Source organism: Mycobacterium sp. NGS69, assembly GCF_059812165.1.
This window is the reverse complement of record NZ_JCALCD010000007.1, coordinates 14,415-29,660: the sequence shown is the minus strand read 5'-3', so window position 1 is coordinate 29,660 and position 15,246 is coordinate 14,415. Positions and strand designations below refer to the sequence as shown.

Sequence of the window (15,246 nt, the reverse complement as noted above, 5' to 3'; positions counted from 1 at the left end):
TCTGGTGCCATGACGGCTTCGCTGAAATTCGGGGTTCTGGCGCCGGTCGCCGAGGGTGTCACCGCGGATCCGGAGTGGATGGCGAGCTTCGCGGGGCACCTGGAGCGGTGCGGGTTCGAATCGATCGTGGTCGTGGAGCACACCGTGCTGGCCACCCGCTACGACAGCGTCTACCCGTACGACAGCTCGGGGCGGGTCGGGCTGGCCGCCGACTGCCCCATTCCCGACCCGCTCGACCTGCTGGCGTTCTTGGCCGGGCACACCAGCCGGCTGCGGCTGGCCACCGGGGTGCTGGTGCTGCCCAACCACCATCCGGTGGTGCTGGCCAAACGGGCGGCGACGGTCGATGCGCTCTCGGGCGGACGGCTGCGGCTGTGCGTGGGAGTGGGCTGGCTCCGGGAAGAGGTCGAGGCGTGCGGCGCGGAATTCGACAGCCGGGGCAGGCGGGCCGACGAGCAGCTGGCCGTGTTGCGGGCGCTGTGGGCGGACACCCCGCAGGGGGTGTCGCACCACGGCGAGTTCTTCGACTTCGACGACGTCACGTGCTATCCCAAACCCGTTGCCGGCGAACGGCTTCCGATCTACATCGGCGGGCACAGCAAAGCGGCGGCCCGCCGGGCCGGGCGGTTGGGCGACGGCCTGCAGCCGCTCGGGGTGGCCGGCGCGGAACTCGCGTCGCTGATCGCGCTGATGCGCGACGAGGCGTCGGCGGCGGGCCGCGACCCGGCGGCGCTGGAAGTGTCGCTGGGCCACGCCGTCACCAAGATCGATGCCGAGCGCGCGGGCGGCCTGCTCGATCAGGGGGCCGACCGGATCGTGCTCTCGATGCCGCCGACCGCCGACATCGAGGAGGCCAAGGACGTCCTGTCGGCGTGCGCCCAGCGGCTGTCGTTGAGCTCGTGACCCTCTCGGCGACCGACCGCGCGGCCCTCAGCGACTTGGTGCACCGGTATGCGGCCTACGTGGACGACCGTCGATTCGATTCCGTGGCAACGCTTTTCACCGAGACGGCCGAGTTGCGGGTGCCCGAGCCGCCGGGTGCGCTGGAGCCCGTCCACGTCCACCGCGGGCAGGCGGCCATCGCCGCCGCCGTCGCCGCCGTCGCGGCCGTCACCCGCACCGAACACGCCGTCGTCGGCGAGGTCTATGACGAGGGCGCCCGGAGCGGCACCGCCGTCGGGCGCGTCGCGTGCGTCGCGCATCATTGGAGCCCGCGCGGGGACGAGGTCGTCGACGTGGTCTGGCACCTGCGCTACGACGACGAGTACCGGCTGACCGACGCGGGCTGGCGGATCGGCCGCCGGGCCCTGACCGTCAACGCGATCGAGACCCGGCCGGCCCGCCGATTGCGGCCGCACGACCTCGCCTAGCGCGCGGCTATTGCGCCGCGAGCGTTAGCTGGGGCAGACCTGCTTGACCCAGCCGTCGAGGGCTTTGTTGTTCTTCGTGTAGTCCGGGTCATCGAAGTGCGCGCCGCCCGTCGTGACGAAGTGTTCGATCGCGTCCTTGACGGAAGTCGGCGGGTTGTAGCCCTCCAGGGTGTCGGCGGCTTTCCGCGCGGCATCTTTGTCCGACGCGGTGAGCAGGTCGACGTTCGCCCCTGTGACGTCGACGCATTGGCTCGAATCCAGGGTCGCGCTGACGGGCGCGGTTGCGGAGGTCGTGTCGCTGGAGGCAGCGGGCGCCGACGTGGTAGCTGTCGACGTCGATCGGCCGCTCGCCGACGGGCTGGGCCCCGAAATTGTCGTTTTGCTGCTCGAGCAGCCCGTCATTAACGCTGCGGCAACAACGAGGGCCATAAACAACCACCGCCGGGTCATGTAAGCCTCCAACTGGTTTTGTACTTTCTATCCGCACGGGACATTCGGCCTTCGCCCGCGTGCGACAGGACGTCGTACGATAACGCGCCAATGGCGAAGCTGTTCGCAATTTGCGCGTTCATGCATTTTGCTGACAAGCGCTCGGGGGTGAATGCCGCCGCCGGACGCCCAGACGGGGTGAGCGGCCGCACGACCCGCGCGGTCGCCGCCGTCCAGAAGGTTATGCCCAAACTCACAGGGACCGCCAAGGAACCGATTCTGCGGCAAAAATACCCCGTTTGTTCGGCAGTTGCGGCTACCACCATTCATGACGAGGCGGATTTTGCCCCCAGGCAACTATTGCCGACGACCGCAGACCCCGCGGCGGAGCCTCGCCGCCTGAACGAGCCCAATTAATCCAAGTGCATTCGGGTAAATTCGGCCCCGTGACGAATACCGAACATCGGGACCCGCGCGTTGACAACGCCGCGACCGCCGGGGGGCGGGCAGCGCACGACGGCTCAGTATCGACACTCGCGGCGGGCACGCCGCTGACGTCAATCCCCGACTACCGCAACGAAATACACACCGCCGAGGACACCATCGACGTCGAGGCGTACGGCGGCGGCTTCGACCTCACCCGTCGGGCGACGGCACCGAAGCTGCGCGTCGGGCGGGACAAATGGTTCAACCTGCTCTGGCTGATCCCGATCGGCTTCGCCCTGCTGGTCGTCGGCGTGGCGATCGGCAAGGGCCTGCACAACATGCCGGCGGTGCAGTCGTTCATCCAGCGTTACCCGGGAACCGACACCCACACCGGCGTCAGCCCCGGCCTGCCCGCCTGGATCGGGTGGACGCACTTTTTCAACCTGTTCATGATGATGTTCATCGTCCGGACGGGCATCCAGATCCTGTGTGACCACCCCCGCCTCTACTTCAGCCGCAACGCGACACCGGGCAAAGACGAGTGGCTGCGGGTGGGGCCGCCGGTGCCCGACGACGAGCTGTGGACCGCCAACGCCGACACCGTCGCGCTGCCACCGCAATTCGGGTTGCCGGGATTCCGGCACTCGATCGGGCTGGCCCGGTGGTGGCACCTCGGCATCGACGTGCTGTGGCTCGTCAACGGGTTGGTCTTCTACGTGCTGTTGTTCGCCACCGGCCAGTGGCGCCACATCGTGCCCACCGGCTGGGACGTCTTTCCCAACGCCGCGTCCGTTGCGGTGCAGTACCTCTCGCTGGACTGGCCGAAGGACAACGGCTGGGTCGCCTACAACGGCCTGCAGCTGCTGGCGTACTTCACCACGGTCTTCATCGCCGCGCCGGCGGCGCTGATCACCGGCCTGGGCATGTCGCCCGCGCTGTCGCAGCGCGTGCACTGGCTCAGCAAGCGGCTGAGCATTCAGCACGCGCGGTCCCTGCATTTCGTGGTGCTGGTGTACTTCCTGTTCTTCATCCTGGTGCACGTGACGATGGTCCTGACGACCGGCGCGCTGCGGAACCTCAACCACATGTTCGCGTCGCGCGACGACGACAGCTGGGTGGGTTTCTGGATCTTCGCCGCGGCGATGGTGGTGACGGCCGTCGCGTGGGTGTGGGCCACCCCCTTCACGATTCGCCATCCCCGGGTGATCCAGCGGGTCGGCTATGCGCTCGTCGGCCCCTTCCAGCGCGCGCTCGAACAGCTCGACCCCAAGCCCGGCGCCTTCACCGAGAAGGACATCTCACCGCATCACTGGCGCAACGGCCGCCTGCCCGAGACCGTCGAGTACAAAGAGTTGGAGGCCAACGACTTTCGCGATTGGCGGCTGAAGGTCTACGGCCTGGTCGAGCACCCCATGGAATTCTCGCTCGACGATCTGAAGGCGCTGCCCTACCACGAGCAGATCAGCCAGCACTTCTGCATCCAGGCGTGGTCGGGCGTGGCCAAGTGGGGTGGCGTCCAGATGAAGGCGATCATGGACATCGTCAAACCGCTGCCCGAGGCGAAATGGGCGGTGTTCTATTCGATGGGCCTCGGCGCCACCGGCGGCATCTACTACAACGCCCACCACATCGGCCAGATGGACCACCACATGACGATGCTGGCCTACAACATGAACGACCAGCCACTCCCCTACCTGCACGGCAAGCCGCTGCGGCTGCGCAACGAGCTACAGCACGGCTTCAAGCTGGTGAAGTGGATCAAAGGGATCGAGTTCGTCGCCGACTACCGCGACATCGGCAGCGGGTACGGCGGCTACAGCGAGGACCACAAGTATTTCGGGCGGCACCAGACCCTGTAGCGGCGTCGCGGGCCAAAGTCGTTTCCCCGGAGGCCGTTTCGGGTAGCTCGCAGACGAGCGGTGTAACGAACGGCATCCGAGGAGGCGCCATGGTGCGACGCCCCTGGGAGCGCTCGGCCGGCCTCGCCGTCGTCGCGGCCGCCGCCGTGGCGTTTGTGGTGTGCGTGATCAATTTCGCGCTCGGGCAGGCCGGCGCGGGTGTCACCGCCGCGATCGTCGGCCTACTGGCCTTCGGCGCCGGACTGGCGTGGCTTGCCATGGACCGCAGGCGAATCCGCGACGCCGAACGCGGATGGCACACCGATCGGCCGCCGCGGTGACTACTGCAGGGACGCCAGGTTGTTGACCGAATTACGAATGTCGGAACGCAGCACCCTGGCGACCAGCCCCCCGACCGGACCGCTGAGCACGCCGCCCTTCAGGTCCGCCGTGAGGTGAAAGTCCGATCCGGGAGGGTCCTCGGAGATGGTCACCCCGACCCCGATCCGAATGCCCCCACGGCCCCGGCCTTGCAGCTCAATCGCTTTCGGCGCGTCGTAGCAGGTGACTTCCCAGTGAATGATGTTGCGGAAGCCCTTGACCTTGATGCACGACGAAACGCAGGTGCCCTTCTCGATCGTCGCCGGGACGGATCCGCGCCAGCCACCGAAAATCGTCAGCCACTCGTCGAAGCGGCGCAGGTCGGACGCCAGCTTCCACGCGGTTTCCGCCGGCACCTCCGACGCCATCGAAACATCTACTCGCGCCAACGGTTCTCACTCCTGAAAAAGACGGTCACGGACGTTGCCTCCGCATACCCGTCGGTCCCGAAGGGATAAACCCGGCCCACGGCTCGGCGGGCTAGGGCCAGGCCTCCGCCAACTGATGGGCCACGTCGATGACTTGCGCGGCCTGCGACTGCGGCGAGTCGATCTCCTCGGCGACGTACGCCGCGACGAAACGGCGGATCTCGCCGTCGACGCCGGCCAGGATGCGCAGCACCTCGCCGCGGAAGGACTTCGACGACACGTTGACGGTGATGTCGGACGGGCGGGGTTTTGCGACGTCGACGATCAGGAGAAGGGGCTCGGCGGCCCGCGCCGTGGCGCGCAGCGCGATGTCCCCGGAGACCACGAACCGCTGCTTGTCCAGGCGCAGGTCCAGCAGCAGATCGATAGACAAGGGGATGTGGATGACGAACGTGATGTCGTCGCCCAGCCGGCGGGTCACCTTGGGATCGTGGATCTTGACGTTGGCGCTGACCTTGGCGATCCCGCCGGGGCCCTGGGCGATGGGCTCCATGGCGAACTCGTTGCCCGCGATGTCGGCGAACGCGGCGGCGACACGCTCGGGGGTGACTGCGACCTCGAAGAACCTGCGGCCGAACTCTTCGTAGGTGACATAATCGTGATTTGGCATAGGCTTATACCGTCTCACGTCCCCTGCCGGAACGGTCGCTGATCTGCTCGCGTCGCAGCAATTTCGCGCCAGGGGCGGCCCCGGATCAGGCCGGGCGGACCCGATGGGTATCACGAGGATGTGACCCCGCACCCACCCCGTTGCGCTGTGAACATCACCACACGCATGGCGCCTGGATTCGGTGCGTCGGCCGCCGGCCTGGGAGGCTTGACGAACTTGGAGGTGTTTGGAACCGATGTGCGCCCAGGAAGCCACTGAGTCGCGCTCGTTCACGTCGCGGATCCAGGGTCCGCTGACCTGGCTCGGCGGCGGGCACCGGCGCGAGCCCGGTGAACGGCACGAGCGGGTGACCGAGGCCGACGAAGCGCTGGCCGGCGCGGTCGTGTTGTTCGGGGGCGCGCTGGCCTGGCTGGTCGCGGGCCTGGCGGTGCACGAGTCCACCCGCTGGCCCACGCCCGCCGTGGCGGCGCTGACGCTCCTCTTCGGCCTGCTGGTGGGCGCGGTGACCCGCGGCACCGCCGCCGGGCCCGGCCGCCGCTGGCCCGGCGTCGCCGCTCGCGCGGCCGTCGCGATCGCCGTCGGTGCCGTCGTCGGCGAGCTGGCCTCGCTCGTCATCTTCGCCAGTTCGATCGACCACCGCCTCGACGAACGCGCCCTGCGCGACGCGGACTCGGCGCCGGCCGTCGCGCAGGCGTCGGCGGCGCTGCAACAAACCAAGGACGCGCGGGGCGCGCTCGACGTCGCCGTCGCGCAGGCTCGCGAGCGCCAGGACCAGGCCTTGGTGGTGGCCCGCTGCGAGTACAACCCGTCGCCGCCCTGCCCGCAGACGCGGATCACCGGCGTTCCCGGGGCCGGGCCCGAAACCCGAACCGCAAACGAGCTTCTCGCCGACGCGCAGCGCCAACTGGACGACGCGTTGGTGGCCCGGGACCGCCAGGCGCCCGAACTGGATGCCCGAATCTCCCGCGAGGAGCAGGCCATGGCCCGGGCGCGCCAGGAGGTGGCCGCGGACGCCGGCCGGGGGCTGGGCGCGCGCTGGGTCGCCATGAACGACCTCACACTCGCCGACGCGGGGGCGTTGGCGCTGCGGCTGGCGGCGATCGCGTTCTTCGCGCTGTTGTGCGTGCTGCCGCTGATCCTGCGGCTGTGGCGCGGCGAGACGACCCACGACCGCCACACGACCGCGCGGTCCGAGCGCGAGCGCGCCGAACTCGAGGCCGAAACCGCCATCGCGATCAAGCGGGCACAGGTCCGCCGCGAGGCCGAAATCATGTGGGCCGAGCACCAACTCACGCAGGCACGGCTCGCCATCGAGGCGCAGACCGAGATCGACCGCGAACAGCAGCGCCGGCGGGTGATGGACGCCCTCGAGGCACCGGTGCGCGCGTCGTCGCGGCGCACGTTCGAGCCGGTGCAGAACGACATGTACCTGCCGATCGCGGCGGAAGCCGAGGCGGCCAGTCGAGCGATCGCCCCGCCGCCCGCCGACCCGCAGGAGGTCGAGGTCCAGGTGGCGCCCGAAAGCCCCGCGAACCTGCCCGCACCGATCGAGCCGGGCGGCGAGGTCGAACCGCACGATGAGCGGGCGACGCCCCTGATTCCGTCGCTTCCGGAGGCCACCCGGGCGGCGGCCCGCTGGATTCGCCCGCTGGTTCCCCCGTTCGTCGCCCGGGTCATCGACAACACGACCCAGCCGCTGCGCACCGCGCGTCACGTATTCGAAGAGGTCGAGGAGATCACGTTCGCGCTCAGGCGCACCCACAAGGTGACGCTCGACTCGGAAAGCACCGACGCCGGTGGGCAGGCGTCGCAGCGGCCCGCGTCCGACGAAGCGCCGTCCGCCGCCGGCCGAATGCGGGTGGGCGGCCACGAGCGGCGCTCGGTGCGCGGGATCGCCGCCAACGACGCCGAGGGCCTGGCGCTGGCGGGCCGCGACCGCGACGCCGAGTTGACGCGGCGGGACGGACCGAGCGAGCTGCGTGCACCGGAAGGCCCGCGGCAGCTACCGCCCGGCAAGTGATCGCGGCGCCATCGGATTTCATCCGGTGGCCAGCCGCCGTTAAAGTCCCGTTGGCCGCAACGGATGCACGGTTTTCCTGGCTTTGCAAGAATCTCGGAACTATGAGACCCGTACTGCTGCTGGCCAGTGCCGCCCTGGTGATCGGTACCGCCGCCCCGGCCTACGCCGACCCTGACGCCAAGGATCAAAGCTTCCTCAGCGCGCTCACCCAAGCGGGGCTGACCTACCTGAACGCCGATCGCGCGATCACGGCCGGCAAGCAGGTGTGCAAGTCGGCCGACGACGGCCTGACGGGCGAGGAAATCGTCAAGAACCTGCAGGATAAAAACCCCGGCTTCCAGGGCCCCGGCGCCGCCAAGTTCGCGGCGATCGCGGCCTCGGCGTACTGCCCCGAGAAGCTGACCCAGACCGAGGAAGGCGAATCGCCGAAGCCCGCCGGCACCTAGGTTTCTGCCGGAGGGGCCGACGGCGTCCGAGCGGGTGCACGGCCGCCGTGCCTGATCCGCGCGAAGGTATGATCCTCCGGATAGTGGCGGGGGGAAGGATCTCGTGGATCTCGAGGCGGCGGAGATGGCAGAGCAGGGTCTCGCGGTGAGCACCGCTAAGGCGATCGCGGCCCCGGCGTGAAGATCAGCCTGTTCCTCGCGGACGCGGCGCAGGCCGACGTCGCATCCGGAAAGGTCCATGCCCTCGGCCTGGGCTGGCGGCAGTGCCAAACACCCACTCCCCCTTTCGCTTTGGTGCTTTTCCTGGACATCGACTGGGACGAGACCAACAAGCCGCACAAGCTGACGTGTCAATTGCTGACCACCGACGGCGAGCCGGTGGTGGTGATGGGCACGCAAGGGCCACAACGGATCTCTTTCGAGGCGTCGGCGGAGGCCGGTCGTCCCCCCGGTGCGATCCACGGCACCTCGGTTCGCATGCCGCTCACGCTCAACATCCCGGCGGGTATCCCGCTGGAGCCGGGTCTTTACGAGTGGCGGGTGGAGGTGCAGGGCTTCGAGCAGGCCACCACCGTCGAGGCGTTCGTCGTGGTGGGCGCGCCGCACCCGCAGGCGTCGCAAGCCTGATATCCGAGTCGCGAGAGTGCAACTAGCGACGCCCCCACTCGTGAAACGCGTCGGCAGTGGCACCTTCGCGACGGCCGCCGACGCACGCTATTCGTCGCCGAAGGCCCCGTGCAACTCGGGCAGAAAGGCCGCCAGGTGGTTCATCTCCTGCGCGCAGTGCACCAGCAGGTTGCGGGCGGTCGCCTCGGAAGTGCCCAGCACTCGCGACGCGATCGGACGAACCGCCCGCGACGCGACGCCGGGCGCGTTGCGCACGGCGATGTGCGGTCCGCCCATCCAGAACCGTGACCGCATCTCGGCGCCCGTTGGCGTCGAGCGGATGTGATGGATGAACCAGCCCGCATCGACCGGCACGTCGCCCGACCCCAGCCGAGCGCAGATCGCCACCGCGTCCGCACTGTCGGGCGGACAGCCGAGGGCCCCCGGCTCGACGAATTGAATTGCGCCGTTGAGCAACGTCGAGCCGATGTACTCGCTGATCATCGACCAGCGGCCGATGTACTGGCGGTCGTCGCGACCGTCCTTCCAGGCGGCGGACAGGTGCGCCCGCGGGTGCCACAGCTTGTAGCGGCGGGTGTCGCAACCGTGCCAACCGAACCACCACGCCCACATCGCGGGGGTGACCCCGGGCATGTCGGTGCGCACCGACACCTGCAGGCTGCCGTCCTCGAGGATTCCGTAGCCGTTCTCGGTCTGCTGGTACCCCTCCTCGGCGACGGTGGCGGCATCGTCGAACGCCAGCAACGCCATCCCGCCCTGCGGGCCGTGCTGCAGCGCCTCCACGACATGCGTTGGCAACGGGGCCATTTCGGGCTTGAAAAACTTGCCGAACGGGGTGTTCGCGTCGTCGTCGCGGTAGCCCAGATACAGGTTGCCGGCCATCAGAGTCGTCCCATCCAACTGTTGAACAGGCCGTCGGGGTCATAGGTGGCGCGGGCCTTGTCGAGGCGCGCCATGGCATCGTCGGTGGCGAACTTCGCCGGCCGGTTGCCGAGATTCTCGTCGGCGAGCTGGATTCCGGTGGCCAGGTGCGACATCGCGGCCATGTTGGATCCGGCCCAGTCGCCGTACTTCTCGTCGTCGGCGGCGTCCTTCCACGAGCCGTAGAGCGCCAGGTAGATCTCGTCCTCCACGCTGTAGGCCATGTCCTGGCGCGTCGGGGACGGTCCCCAGTTCAGCCACAGGAAGTGCGACGGGGCGGGCGGCATGGTTTGCAGGATCGTCCGGATGCCCGGCAGCAGCTCCTCGGCGGACGCCGAGGTCCACATGTTGTCGGCCGTGTAGCGGTGGTCGTTCAGGTAGTGGGTCATCACGGCGGTGTACCAGGTGGGCAGGTCGCTCGGCATGTATGGGACCGCGACCAGCGCCTTGTCCACGACGGGGCAGCTGCCGAAGATGGCGAGGGCCTGTTGCGCTTCCTCCTCCGAGTCGGCGAACGCCGGGGAGGCGAACGCGATCGCGGGGCTTTCGATGCCCATCTCCGGGAGGCTGCGGGTGGCGATGGCCTGCATCTCCACCCGCCGGTCCACCTCGGCGCTGATGCTGCGGGCCCAGCTGTAGACCTCGTCGGCGACGTCCCATGGATAGACGTAGACGCTGGTGCCGCAAACGGCCGGGCGCGGATACAGCTTCAGGTAGAACGACGTGACGACACCGAAAAAGCCGGGGCCGGCACCGCGGGCGGCCCAGTAAAGATCGGCGTGATTGTCTGCGTCGCAATGGATCTGCTCGCCATCGGCGGTGATGACGTCCAGGCCGACGACGCTCTCGCACGCCGGGCCGTAGATGCGGCTGTTCCAGCCGTACCCGCCCTGCAGCAGGTAACCGCCGACGCAGACGCCCTTGCAATGGCCGCCGGGAAAGAACAGTCCGTGCTCCTCCAGGTCGGCCATGAGCAGGCTGCCGCCCTTGCCCGGACCGACGACGGCGAGGCGCTTTTCGGCGTCGACCGTGACGTGATCCAGGCGGCTGACGTCGAGCAGCACGGCTCCGTCGCGCAGATGGCTGGCGGCGAAGCTGTGCCCGCCCGAGACGATGCTGACCTTGTGCCCGTTGGCCTTGGCATAGCGGATGCCGGCGACGATCTCCCCGGCGTCGACCGCCTGGACGATCACCTCGGGGTAGCGGTCGGGCACCCGTTGGTGCCACACCGTGCCGCGCCGGGCCGCCTCATACCCGTCGTCGCCCCGGAAAAAGTGCCGCCCGGCTGGTAGCCCGCCCATCTGGGAACTCCTTTGATCCGCATTGTGGGTCATTGTGATCCGCGATGCGGAACACTATAGTGGACGAATGCCGATAACGGGCGTCTAAGGGGGAAAATTTTGCCGACCGGTCGCGACGAGGGCATCCAGGTCCTGCGCCGGGCCGCCGCCGCGCTGGACGAGATCGCCGCCGAGCCCGGGCGGCTGCGCCTGGTCGACCTCGGCGAGCGGCTTGGGCTGGCCAAGTCGACGGCTCGCCGCTTGCTGGTCGGCCTGGTGGAGGTGGGGCTGGCCAACGTCGACGCGCAGGGGCGCTTTTCGCTCGGCGAGCGCCTGCTGGGTTTAGGCGGTGCCGACGGGGAACAGATCGCGACGATCTTCCGCCCGACGATTGAACGGGTGGCGCGTTCAACCGACGGCGAAACCGTCGACCTGTCCATACTGCGGGGCCAGCGGATGTGGTTCGTCGACCAGATCGAATCGCCGCACCGGCTGCGCGCGGTCTCGGCCGTCGGCGTCCGGTTCCCGCTGGAATCGACCGCCAACGGAAAGGCGGCGCTGGCGGCGCTCGACGAGGCCGACGCCGAGGCCGTCATCGCTCGCTTACGCCCCGGGGCGGCCGAGGCGCTGCGCGACGAGATCGCCGAAATCAGGAGCGGCGGTGTCGCTTTCGACCGCGATGAGCACACACCGGGCATCTCGGCGGCCGCCATCGCGCGGCGGACCGCCGGCGACAACGTGGTCGCGATCTCGGTGCCGGCCCCCACCGAACGCTTTCGCGAAAAGGAGCAGCGCATCCTCGCGGCGTTGCGCGCGGCGGCCGACTCGTCGGCCTGGACGCGCTGAAGATTACGGGAACGGCTGGTTGGCGACAGCCGTGGTACCCCCCGGGACCCCGGCCGGCGCCAAGTCCTAACCCCCGCTCAGCAGCGCACCGCCGTCGGCGCGGTGAACAGTGCACCCCATTCGCGACGAGCCGCGGACTGCGCGTCGGTAAAGCTCGGCGTCTTCTCGCCGTCGCCCGCCAGGTGGACAAGCGCCCACGCCATGGCGAATACCGGAACCTTGTGACGCAATGCGGCACGGTGCAGTTCGTCCAAAGCCACTTGCGAAGGGCATCGGCGAAGTCCTATCAAGATGCCCCGCGCGGTGTCGAGAATGCCGCCGGAGTTCGGGCCGTACGCCGTCATGCTGTCGATACCTCCTGTTGCGCCCGAACGGAATCCGCCACAAGCATGGCGGCAAAGGACCCGTGCGGTACGCATCGTCGCGCCTTGTCCCCTAAAAGGCGCCCTATGCCATGATTTGTTGAGCGAAGGCCGTTGTGCCAGAGCACCGCTGGAATCGATACGCCCTTGTGACCGATCCGGGATCGCGCGAATCAGCCTGCGAGAGCCAGCACTTCGTCGAAACCGGCCACCAGTGCGTCGTAGAAGACGTCGTAATCCGGTATCGCGGTGGTGTCGACGTCGATGCCCAAAGCGCACTTGTCGACGTAGGTGAGCAGCGTGACGTTGACCGCCGCACCGATGGTGGGCCCGAAGGCGTATTGCGCGCGCACCGGCGCGCCGCCCAGGAACACCGGCACCGGCACCCCCGGCACATCGCTGGCCAGGAAATCGACGTGGCGCAGGACCGAACCGATGTACCAGCGCGGCATCAGATTGAGGGCGCCGGCAATCAGCTGTGTGTAGGGCAGGGACTTTTCATCGCGCACCGCGGCGGCGCGGTCGTGGATCGCCTTGATTCGTGCTGCCGGGTCGGCTTCACCCACCGGAATGTCGAAGCGCATCAAGGTGATCCGGTTTCCGCCGATGCCGTCGGCGTTTGTCCGCAGGCTGATTGGCATGGTGAGGTGCAAGTCGCCGACGGCGACGCCGTGCTTCTCGTGGTACCGGCGCAGTCCACCGGCCACGCCGGCAACGAACGCATCGTTCAGCGCGCCACCGCAGCGATGCGCCGCCTCGCGCAGTTGCGGCGTCGGCACCTGGTGCACCATGAGACGCCGGATCAGGCCCCGATCGGTTGCCAGGGGCGAGCCGGTGCGACTTATCGGCCGCACCGTCCGGTAGACCGATGCGGCAGTGCCCGCCGCCGACCTGACCGTCGCGACGGGACGGCGAACGCCGTCGTAGACCAGCCGCGGCGCTGCCTTGATGGCGCCCGCCACGGCGTTCGCGAGCAGCCCGGCGTCATAGCGCCAGGCGTCGCGGTAGCCGCTGAGCCACGTCGAGCGAGACGCCTCTGGTTCAGGAGGCAGCGGCTCGTGCTCGTACAGATCCTCGGAAAGGTTGAACAGGTTCATCGCGATCTGCACGCCGCCGATCCCATCGGTGAGGGCGTGATGGAACTTGCAAATCATCGCCGCGCCACCGTCTTGGAGGCCGCCGATCAGCGTCGTCTCCCAGAGCGGCCGGGCCCTGTCGAAGTCCTGCATCTCGGCCAAGCGAGCCATCTCGAGCACGTCGTCGAGCGTGCCGGCCCCGGGCGCCACACCGCGCCGGACGTGGTAGTCGAGGTCGAAGTCGGGGGCGTACTCCCAGCGGGGCGGGGCCGGCGCCGGCGAGTGCACCACTCGTTGCCGAAACATCGGGAGTTTGCGGCTGATCAGGTCGAATCGTTCGCGCACCTCGTCCCAGTCCGGCGACCGATCCAGCAGTACGACGCTGACCACGGTCGACCGCAGCCGCGGGTCGGTTTCCATCGCCCACGTAAACGCGTCGCTGTTGCGTAAGAATGCAGTCATGGTGTGCTCCGGGCCTAAACCTACGACTCGGGGCGGCAAAGGTCAGCACCTCATTGGCAGACAATGACTTTGGTCCCTCAACATCGGGACATTCGTCAGGGGCTCCCGCTATTCCCCCGCCTCCGCGTCGGCGAATTCGCAGAACGCCGTGTAGGCACGTGCACCGTAAATGGTGGCCGGCCCGCCGTGCATCAGGATGGTGACGCCGATGGCCTCCGCCGCCTCCTCACGGGTGGCACCCGCCCGGGCGGCGGCCTGGGCGTGCGAGGCGATACACCCGTCGCAGCCCTGGACGATCCCGATCGCCAACGCCATGAGCTCCTTGACCTTGCGGCTCAGCGCCCCGTCGGCCAGGGCGGCCCCGCTCAGGGCCGCGAACCCCTTGTACACCTCCGGGATTTGCTTGCGCAGCTCGCGGTGCTGAGGCAACAGCTCCTGCAGGACCTCGTGGTGATGCTGTTGATCTGACATGTCCGCCTACTCGGCGCTCACCGGCGAACCACTCTTGAGCGACCCGATCGCCGCTCGCAGCCTGTCCCCGACCTCTTCGGCGACCGGACGCAGCTCCGGCTCACCGGTGACCTCCACCAGTAGCCCGGGATTCATCGCCTCGACGAGCACCGTGCCGGCATCCTCCGGGTCGGCGCGCACGACGACGTTGCATGGCAGCAGCAGGCCGATCTGGCGATTGGCCTGCACGGCGCGATGCGCCAGCGGCGGGTTGCAGGCGCCGAGGATCAGGTAGTCCTCCATGTCGTGGCCGAGTTTGGCCTTCATCGTGGCCTTCACGTCGATCTCGGTCAGCACGCCGAAGCCCTGTTCGGCGAGCGCCTCGCGGGTACGCGCGACCGCGTCCTCGAAAGAGGTGTGCAGCGGCGTCGCAATCGCGATGTCCATCATGACTCCTTCCGTTCGTGCTCAAAGCGCTCAGGCGAGCGCCAGGAACAGCTTCTCCAGCTCCGCCTCGCTCAGCGGAGTCCCACCGTCGGCGGTGCTCCCCGTGACGCATTCCCGCAACCCGGTCGCGACGATCTTGAACCCGGCGCGATCGAGCGCGCGCGAGACCGCCGCGAGCTGGGTGACGACGTCCTTGCAGTCGCGGCCCTGCTCGATCATCGAGATCACCCCGGCGAGTTGCCCCTGCGCGCGGCGCAGCCGGTTGAGCACCGCGCCGATGCTGTCCTGATCACCAACCATTTGAATCCTCCGTCTCGCCGTACGCCCGAACGCTACCCACAGCGTACCCGCGGGGGTATCACCGACTCAATTGGAATATACCCTATGGGGTATCAGTTGTCACTCCTGGACAACTCCTAGAGACCGAACCGGAAGGAACTCACCATGGCGACGACCAACCTGTCCTACGAGACATTCGAGTCGACGATTCTCGACAACCCGCTTGTCCTGGTTGATTTTTGGGCCGGATACTGCGGGCCCTGCCGGGCCTTCGCACCCGTTTACGATCGATCGGCGCAGTCGCACCCCGACGTCGTGCACGCGAAGGTCGACACCCAGGCGGAGCTCGACCTGGCGGCCGCGCTGGGGATCCGTTCCGTGCCGACCATCATGGCGTTTCGCGACGGCGTTCTGGTCTACAGCCAGCCCGGTGCCATGCCGCCGGCCGCGCTCGAAGACCTCATCACCCAGGTGAAATCCCTGGACATGGACGCGGTGCGCGCCAAAATCGCCGCCCGGAAGGCCGCCGCGGCCCGGTAACGGGCGGA

At 68.5% G+C, this 15,246-nt stretch carries 20 protein-coding genes; 10 read left to right on the top strand and 10 right to left on the bottom strand.

Going from position 1 to position 15,246, the window contains the following annotated elements; all coding sequences use genetic code 11:
- Nucleotides 1–21: 21 nt before the first annotated feature.
- Both AC5Y2S_RS20625 and AC5Y2S_RS20620 read left to right on the top strand, forming a co-directional pair.
- Nucleotides 22–903: an LLM class F420-dependent oxidoreductase gene (locus tag AC5Y2S_RS20625; RefSeq protein ID WP_499958507.1), complete on the top strand. Its 882-nt coding sequence runs from the start codon at nucleotides 22–24 to the stop codon at nucleotides 901–903.
- Nucleotides 900–1,370, top strand: coding sequence for a nuclear transport factor 2 family protein (locus tag AC5Y2S_RS20620; RefSeq protein WP_499958034.1), 471 nt, complete (start codon nucleotides 900–902; stop codon nucleotides 1,368–1,370). The genes AC5Y2S_RS20625 and AC5Y2S_RS20620 overlap by 4 nt, the downstream gene beginning before the upstream one ends.
- A 24-nt stretch (nucleotides 1,371–1,394) precedes the next feature.
- On the opposite strand, the gene AC5Y2S_RS20615 is transcribed toward AC5Y2S_RS20620, so the two are convergent.
- Nucleotides 1,395–1,799, bottom strand: coding sequence for a hypothetical protein (locus tag AC5Y2S_RS20615; protein ID WP_499958032.1), 405 nt, complete (start codon nucleotides 1,797–1,799; stop codon nucleotides 1,395–1,397).
- 111 nt (nucleotides 1,800–1,910) lie between these two features.
- On the opposite strand from AC5Y2S_RS20615, the gene AC5Y2S_RS20610 reads away from it, so the two are divergent.
- From AC5Y2S_RS20610 to AC5Y2S_RS20600, 3 genes are all read left to right on the top strand, one after another.
- Nucleotides 1,911–2,216, top strand: a complete 306-nt coding sequence (locus tag AC5Y2S_RS20610) for a hypothetical protein (RefSeq protein ID WP_499958031.1) — start codon at nucleotides 1,911–1,913, stop codon at nucleotides 2,214–2,216.
- Between the two features lie 134 nt (nucleotides 2,217–2,350).
- Nucleotides 2,351–4,084 carry a molybdopterin-dependent oxidoreductase gene (locus AC5Y2S_RS20605; RefSeq protein ID WP_499958506.1) on the top strand — a complete coding sequence of 578 codons (1,734 nt, stop codon included), beginning with the start codon at nucleotides 2,351–2,353 and terminating at the stop codon, nucleotides 4,082–4,084.
- 89 nt (nucleotides 4,085–4,173) lie between these two features.
- Nucleotides 4,174–4,404 carry a LapA family protein gene (locus AC5Y2S_RS20600; protein WP_499958029.1) on the top strand — a complete coding sequence of 77 codons (231 nt, stop codon included), beginning with the start codon at nucleotides 4,174–4,176 and terminating at the stop codon, nucleotides 4,402–4,404.
- Here AC5Y2S_RS20600 and AC5Y2S_RS20595 read toward each other — a convergent pair whose 3' ends face one another.
- Together AC5Y2S_RS20595 and AC5Y2S_RS20590 are read right to left on the bottom strand one after the other, a co-directional pair.
- Complete coding sequence (locus AC5Y2S_RS20595) at nucleotides 4,405–4,833, bottom strand: type II toxin-antitoxin system Rv0910 family toxin (protein ID WP_499958027.1); 429 nt, start codon at nucleotides 4,831–4,833, stop codon at nucleotides 4,405–4,407.
- A gap of 91 nt (nucleotides 4,834–4,924) precedes the next feature.
- Nucleotides 4,925–5,482, bottom strand: coding sequence for a hypothetical protein (locus AC5Y2S_RS20590; RefSeq protein WP_499906457.1), 558 nt, complete (start codon nucleotides 5,480–5,482; stop codon nucleotides 4,925–4,927).
- A 235-nt stretch (nucleotides 5,483–5,717) separates the two neighbouring features.
- On the opposite strand from AC5Y2S_RS20590, the gene AC5Y2S_RS20585 reads away from it, so the two are divergent.
- From AC5Y2S_RS20585 to AC5Y2S_RS20575, 3 genes are all read left to right on the top strand, one after another.
- Nucleotides 5,718–7,502: a DUF4407 domain-containing protein gene (locus tag AC5Y2S_RS20585; protein ID WP_499958025.1), complete on the top strand. Its 1,785-nt coding sequence runs from the start codon at nucleotides 5,718–5,720 to the stop codon at nucleotides 7,500–7,502.
- Between the two features lie 101 nt (nucleotides 7,503–7,603).
- Nucleotides 7,604–7,948: a DUF732 domain-containing protein gene (locus AC5Y2S_RS20580; protein WP_499958024.1), complete on the top strand. Its 345-nt coding sequence runs from the start codon at nucleotides 7,604–7,606 to the stop codon at nucleotides 7,946–7,948.
- 177 nt (nucleotides 7,949–8,125) lie between these two features.
- Nucleotides 8,126–8,575 (top strand): DUF6941 family protein, encoded by a 450-nt coding sequence (locus tag AC5Y2S_RS20575; RefSeq protein ID WP_499958023.1) that lies wholly within the window; start codon nucleotides 8,126–8,128, stop codon nucleotides 8,573–8,575.
- Nucleotides 8,576–8,662: 87 nt separating this feature from the next.
- Here the strand turns inward: AC5Y2S_RS20575 and AC5Y2S_RS20570 are convergent, their stop codons facing one another.
- The gene (locus AC5Y2S_RS20570) at nucleotides 8,663–9,457 is read right to left on the bottom strand and encodes a DAPG hydrolase family protein (RefSeq protein WP_499958021.1); all 795 of its coding nucleotides are present in this window, start codon (nucleotides 9,455–9,457) and stop codon (nucleotides 8,663–8,665) included.
- On the bottom strand, nucleotides 9,457–10,797 hold the full coding sequence (locus AC5Y2S_RS20565; RefSeq protein WP_499958019.1) for an FAD-binding oxidoreductase: 1,341 nt from the start codon (nucleotides 10,795–10,797) through the stop codon (nucleotides 9,457–9,459). Before AC5Y2S_RS20565 ends, AC5Y2S_RS20570 begins: the two co-directional genes overlap by 1 nt.
- 96 nt (nucleotides 10,798–10,893) lie before the next feature.
- Between AC5Y2S_RS20565 and AC5Y2S_RS20560 the strand changes: the two genes are divergently transcribed.
- A complete protein-coding gene (locus AC5Y2S_RS20560) occupies nucleotides 10,894–11,622 on the top strand; it encodes an IclR family transcriptional regulator (RefSeq protein WP_499958505.1) in 729 nt (242 codons plus the stop codon).
- A gap of 77 nt (nucleotides 11,623–11,699) precedes the next feature.
- On the opposite strand, the gene AC5Y2S_RS20555 is transcribed toward AC5Y2S_RS20560, so the two are convergent.
- The 5 genes from AC5Y2S_RS20555 to AC5Y2S_RS20535 form a co-directional block, all read right to left on the bottom strand.
- The gene (locus tag AC5Y2S_RS20555; RefSeq protein WP_499958018.1) at nucleotides 11,700–11,966 is read right to left on the bottom strand and encodes an ANTAR domain-containing protein; all 267 of its coding nucleotides are present in this window, start codon (nucleotides 11,964–11,966) and stop codon (nucleotides 11,700–11,702) included.
- A gap of 191 nt (nucleotides 11,967–12,157) precedes the next feature.
- The gene (locus AC5Y2S_RS20550) at nucleotides 12,158–13,522 is read right to left on the bottom strand and encodes a wax ester/triacylglycerol synthase domain-containing protein (protein ID WP_499958016.1); all 1,365 of its coding nucleotides are present in this window, start codon (nucleotides 13,520–13,522) and stop codon (nucleotides 12,158–12,160) included.
- Between the two features lie 108 nt (nucleotides 13,523–13,630).
- Nucleotides 13,631–13,993, bottom strand: coding sequence for a carboxymuconolactone decarboxylase family protein (locus AC5Y2S_RS20545; protein WP_499958014.1), 363 nt, complete (start codon nucleotides 13,991–13,993; stop codon nucleotides 13,631–13,633).
- 6 nt (nucleotides 13,994–13,999) lie between these two features.
- Nucleotides 14,000–14,419 carry a DUF302 domain-containing protein gene (locus AC5Y2S_RS20540; protein WP_499958013.1) on the bottom strand — a complete coding sequence of 140 codons (420 nt, stop codon included), beginning with the start codon at nucleotides 14,417–14,419 and terminating at the stop codon, nucleotides 14,000–14,002.
- 30 nt (nucleotides 14,420–14,449) lie between these two features.
- Nucleotides 14,450–14,719, bottom strand: coding sequence for a metal-sensitive transcriptional regulator (locus AC5Y2S_RS20535; protein ID WP_499906480.1), 270 nt, complete (start codon nucleotides 14,717–14,719; stop codon nucleotides 14,450–14,452).
- A gap of 144 nt (nucleotides 14,720–14,863) precedes the next feature.
- Between AC5Y2S_RS20535 and AC5Y2S_RS20530 the strand changes: the two genes are divergently transcribed.
- On the top strand, nucleotides 14,864–15,238 hold the full coding sequence (locus AC5Y2S_RS20530; protein ID WP_499958011.1) for a thioredoxin family protein: 375 nt from the start codon (nucleotides 14,864–14,866) through the stop codon (nucleotides 15,236–15,238).
- The last annotated feature ends 8 nt before the right edge of the window (nucleotides 15,239–15,246 follow it).

Coding starts and splice junctions, on each gene's coding strand:
- AC5Y2S_RS20565 (WP_499958019.1), bottom strand. CDS start 10,797: ATGGGCGGGCTACCAGCCGGGCGGCACTTTTTCCGGGGCGACGACGGG.
- AC5Y2S_RS20590 (WP_499906457.1), bottom strand. CDS start 5,482: ATGCCAAATCACGATTATGTCACCTACGAAGAGTTCGGCCGCAGGTTC.
- AC5Y2S_RS20600 (WP_499958029.1), top strand. CDS start 4,174: ATGGTGCGACGCCCCTGGGAGCGCTCGGCCGGCCTCGCCGTCGTCGCG.
- AC5Y2S_RS20535 (WP_499906480.1), bottom strand. CDS start 14,719: ATGGTTGGTGATCAGGACAGCATCGGCGCGGTGCTCAACCGGCTGCGC.
- AC5Y2S_RS20585 (WP_499958025.1), top strand. CDS start 5,718: ATGTGCGCCCAGGAAGCCACTGAGTCGCGCTCGTTCACGTCGCGGATC.
- AC5Y2S_RS20610 (WP_499958031.1), top strand. CDS start 1,911: ATGGCGAAGCTGTTCGCAATTTGCGCGTTCATGCATTTTGCTGACAAG.
- AC5Y2S_RS20555 (WP_499958018.1), bottom strand. CDS start 11,966: ATGACGGCGTACGGCCCGAACTCCGGCGGCATTCTCGACACCGCGCGG.
- AC5Y2S_RS20530 (WP_499958011.1), top strand. CDS start 14,864: ATGGCGACGACCAACCTGTCCTACGAGACATTCGAGTCGACGATTCTC.
- AC5Y2S_RS20545 (WP_499958014.1), bottom strand. CDS start 13,993: ATGTCAGATCAACAGCATCACCACGAGGTCCTGCAGGAGCTGTTGCCT.
- AC5Y2S_RS20615 (WP_499958032.1), bottom strand. CDS start 1,799: ATGGCCCTCGTTGTTGCCGCAGCGTTAATGACGGGCTGCTCGAGCAGC.
- AC5Y2S_RS20580 (WP_499958024.1), top strand. CDS start 7,604: ATGAGACCCGTACTGCTGCTGGCCAGTGCCGCCCTGGTGATCGGTACC.
- AC5Y2S_RS20550 (WP_499958016.1), bottom strand. CDS start 13,522: ATGACTGCATTCTTACGCAACAGCGACGCGTTTACGTGGGCGATGGAA.
- AC5Y2S_RS20570 (WP_499958021.1), bottom strand. CDS start 9,457: ATGGCCGGCAACCTGTATCTGGGCTACCGCGACGACGACGCGAACACC.
- AC5Y2S_RS20540 (WP_499958013.1), bottom strand. CDS start 14,419: ATGGACATCGCGATTGCGACGCCGCTGCACACCTCTTTCGAGGACGCG.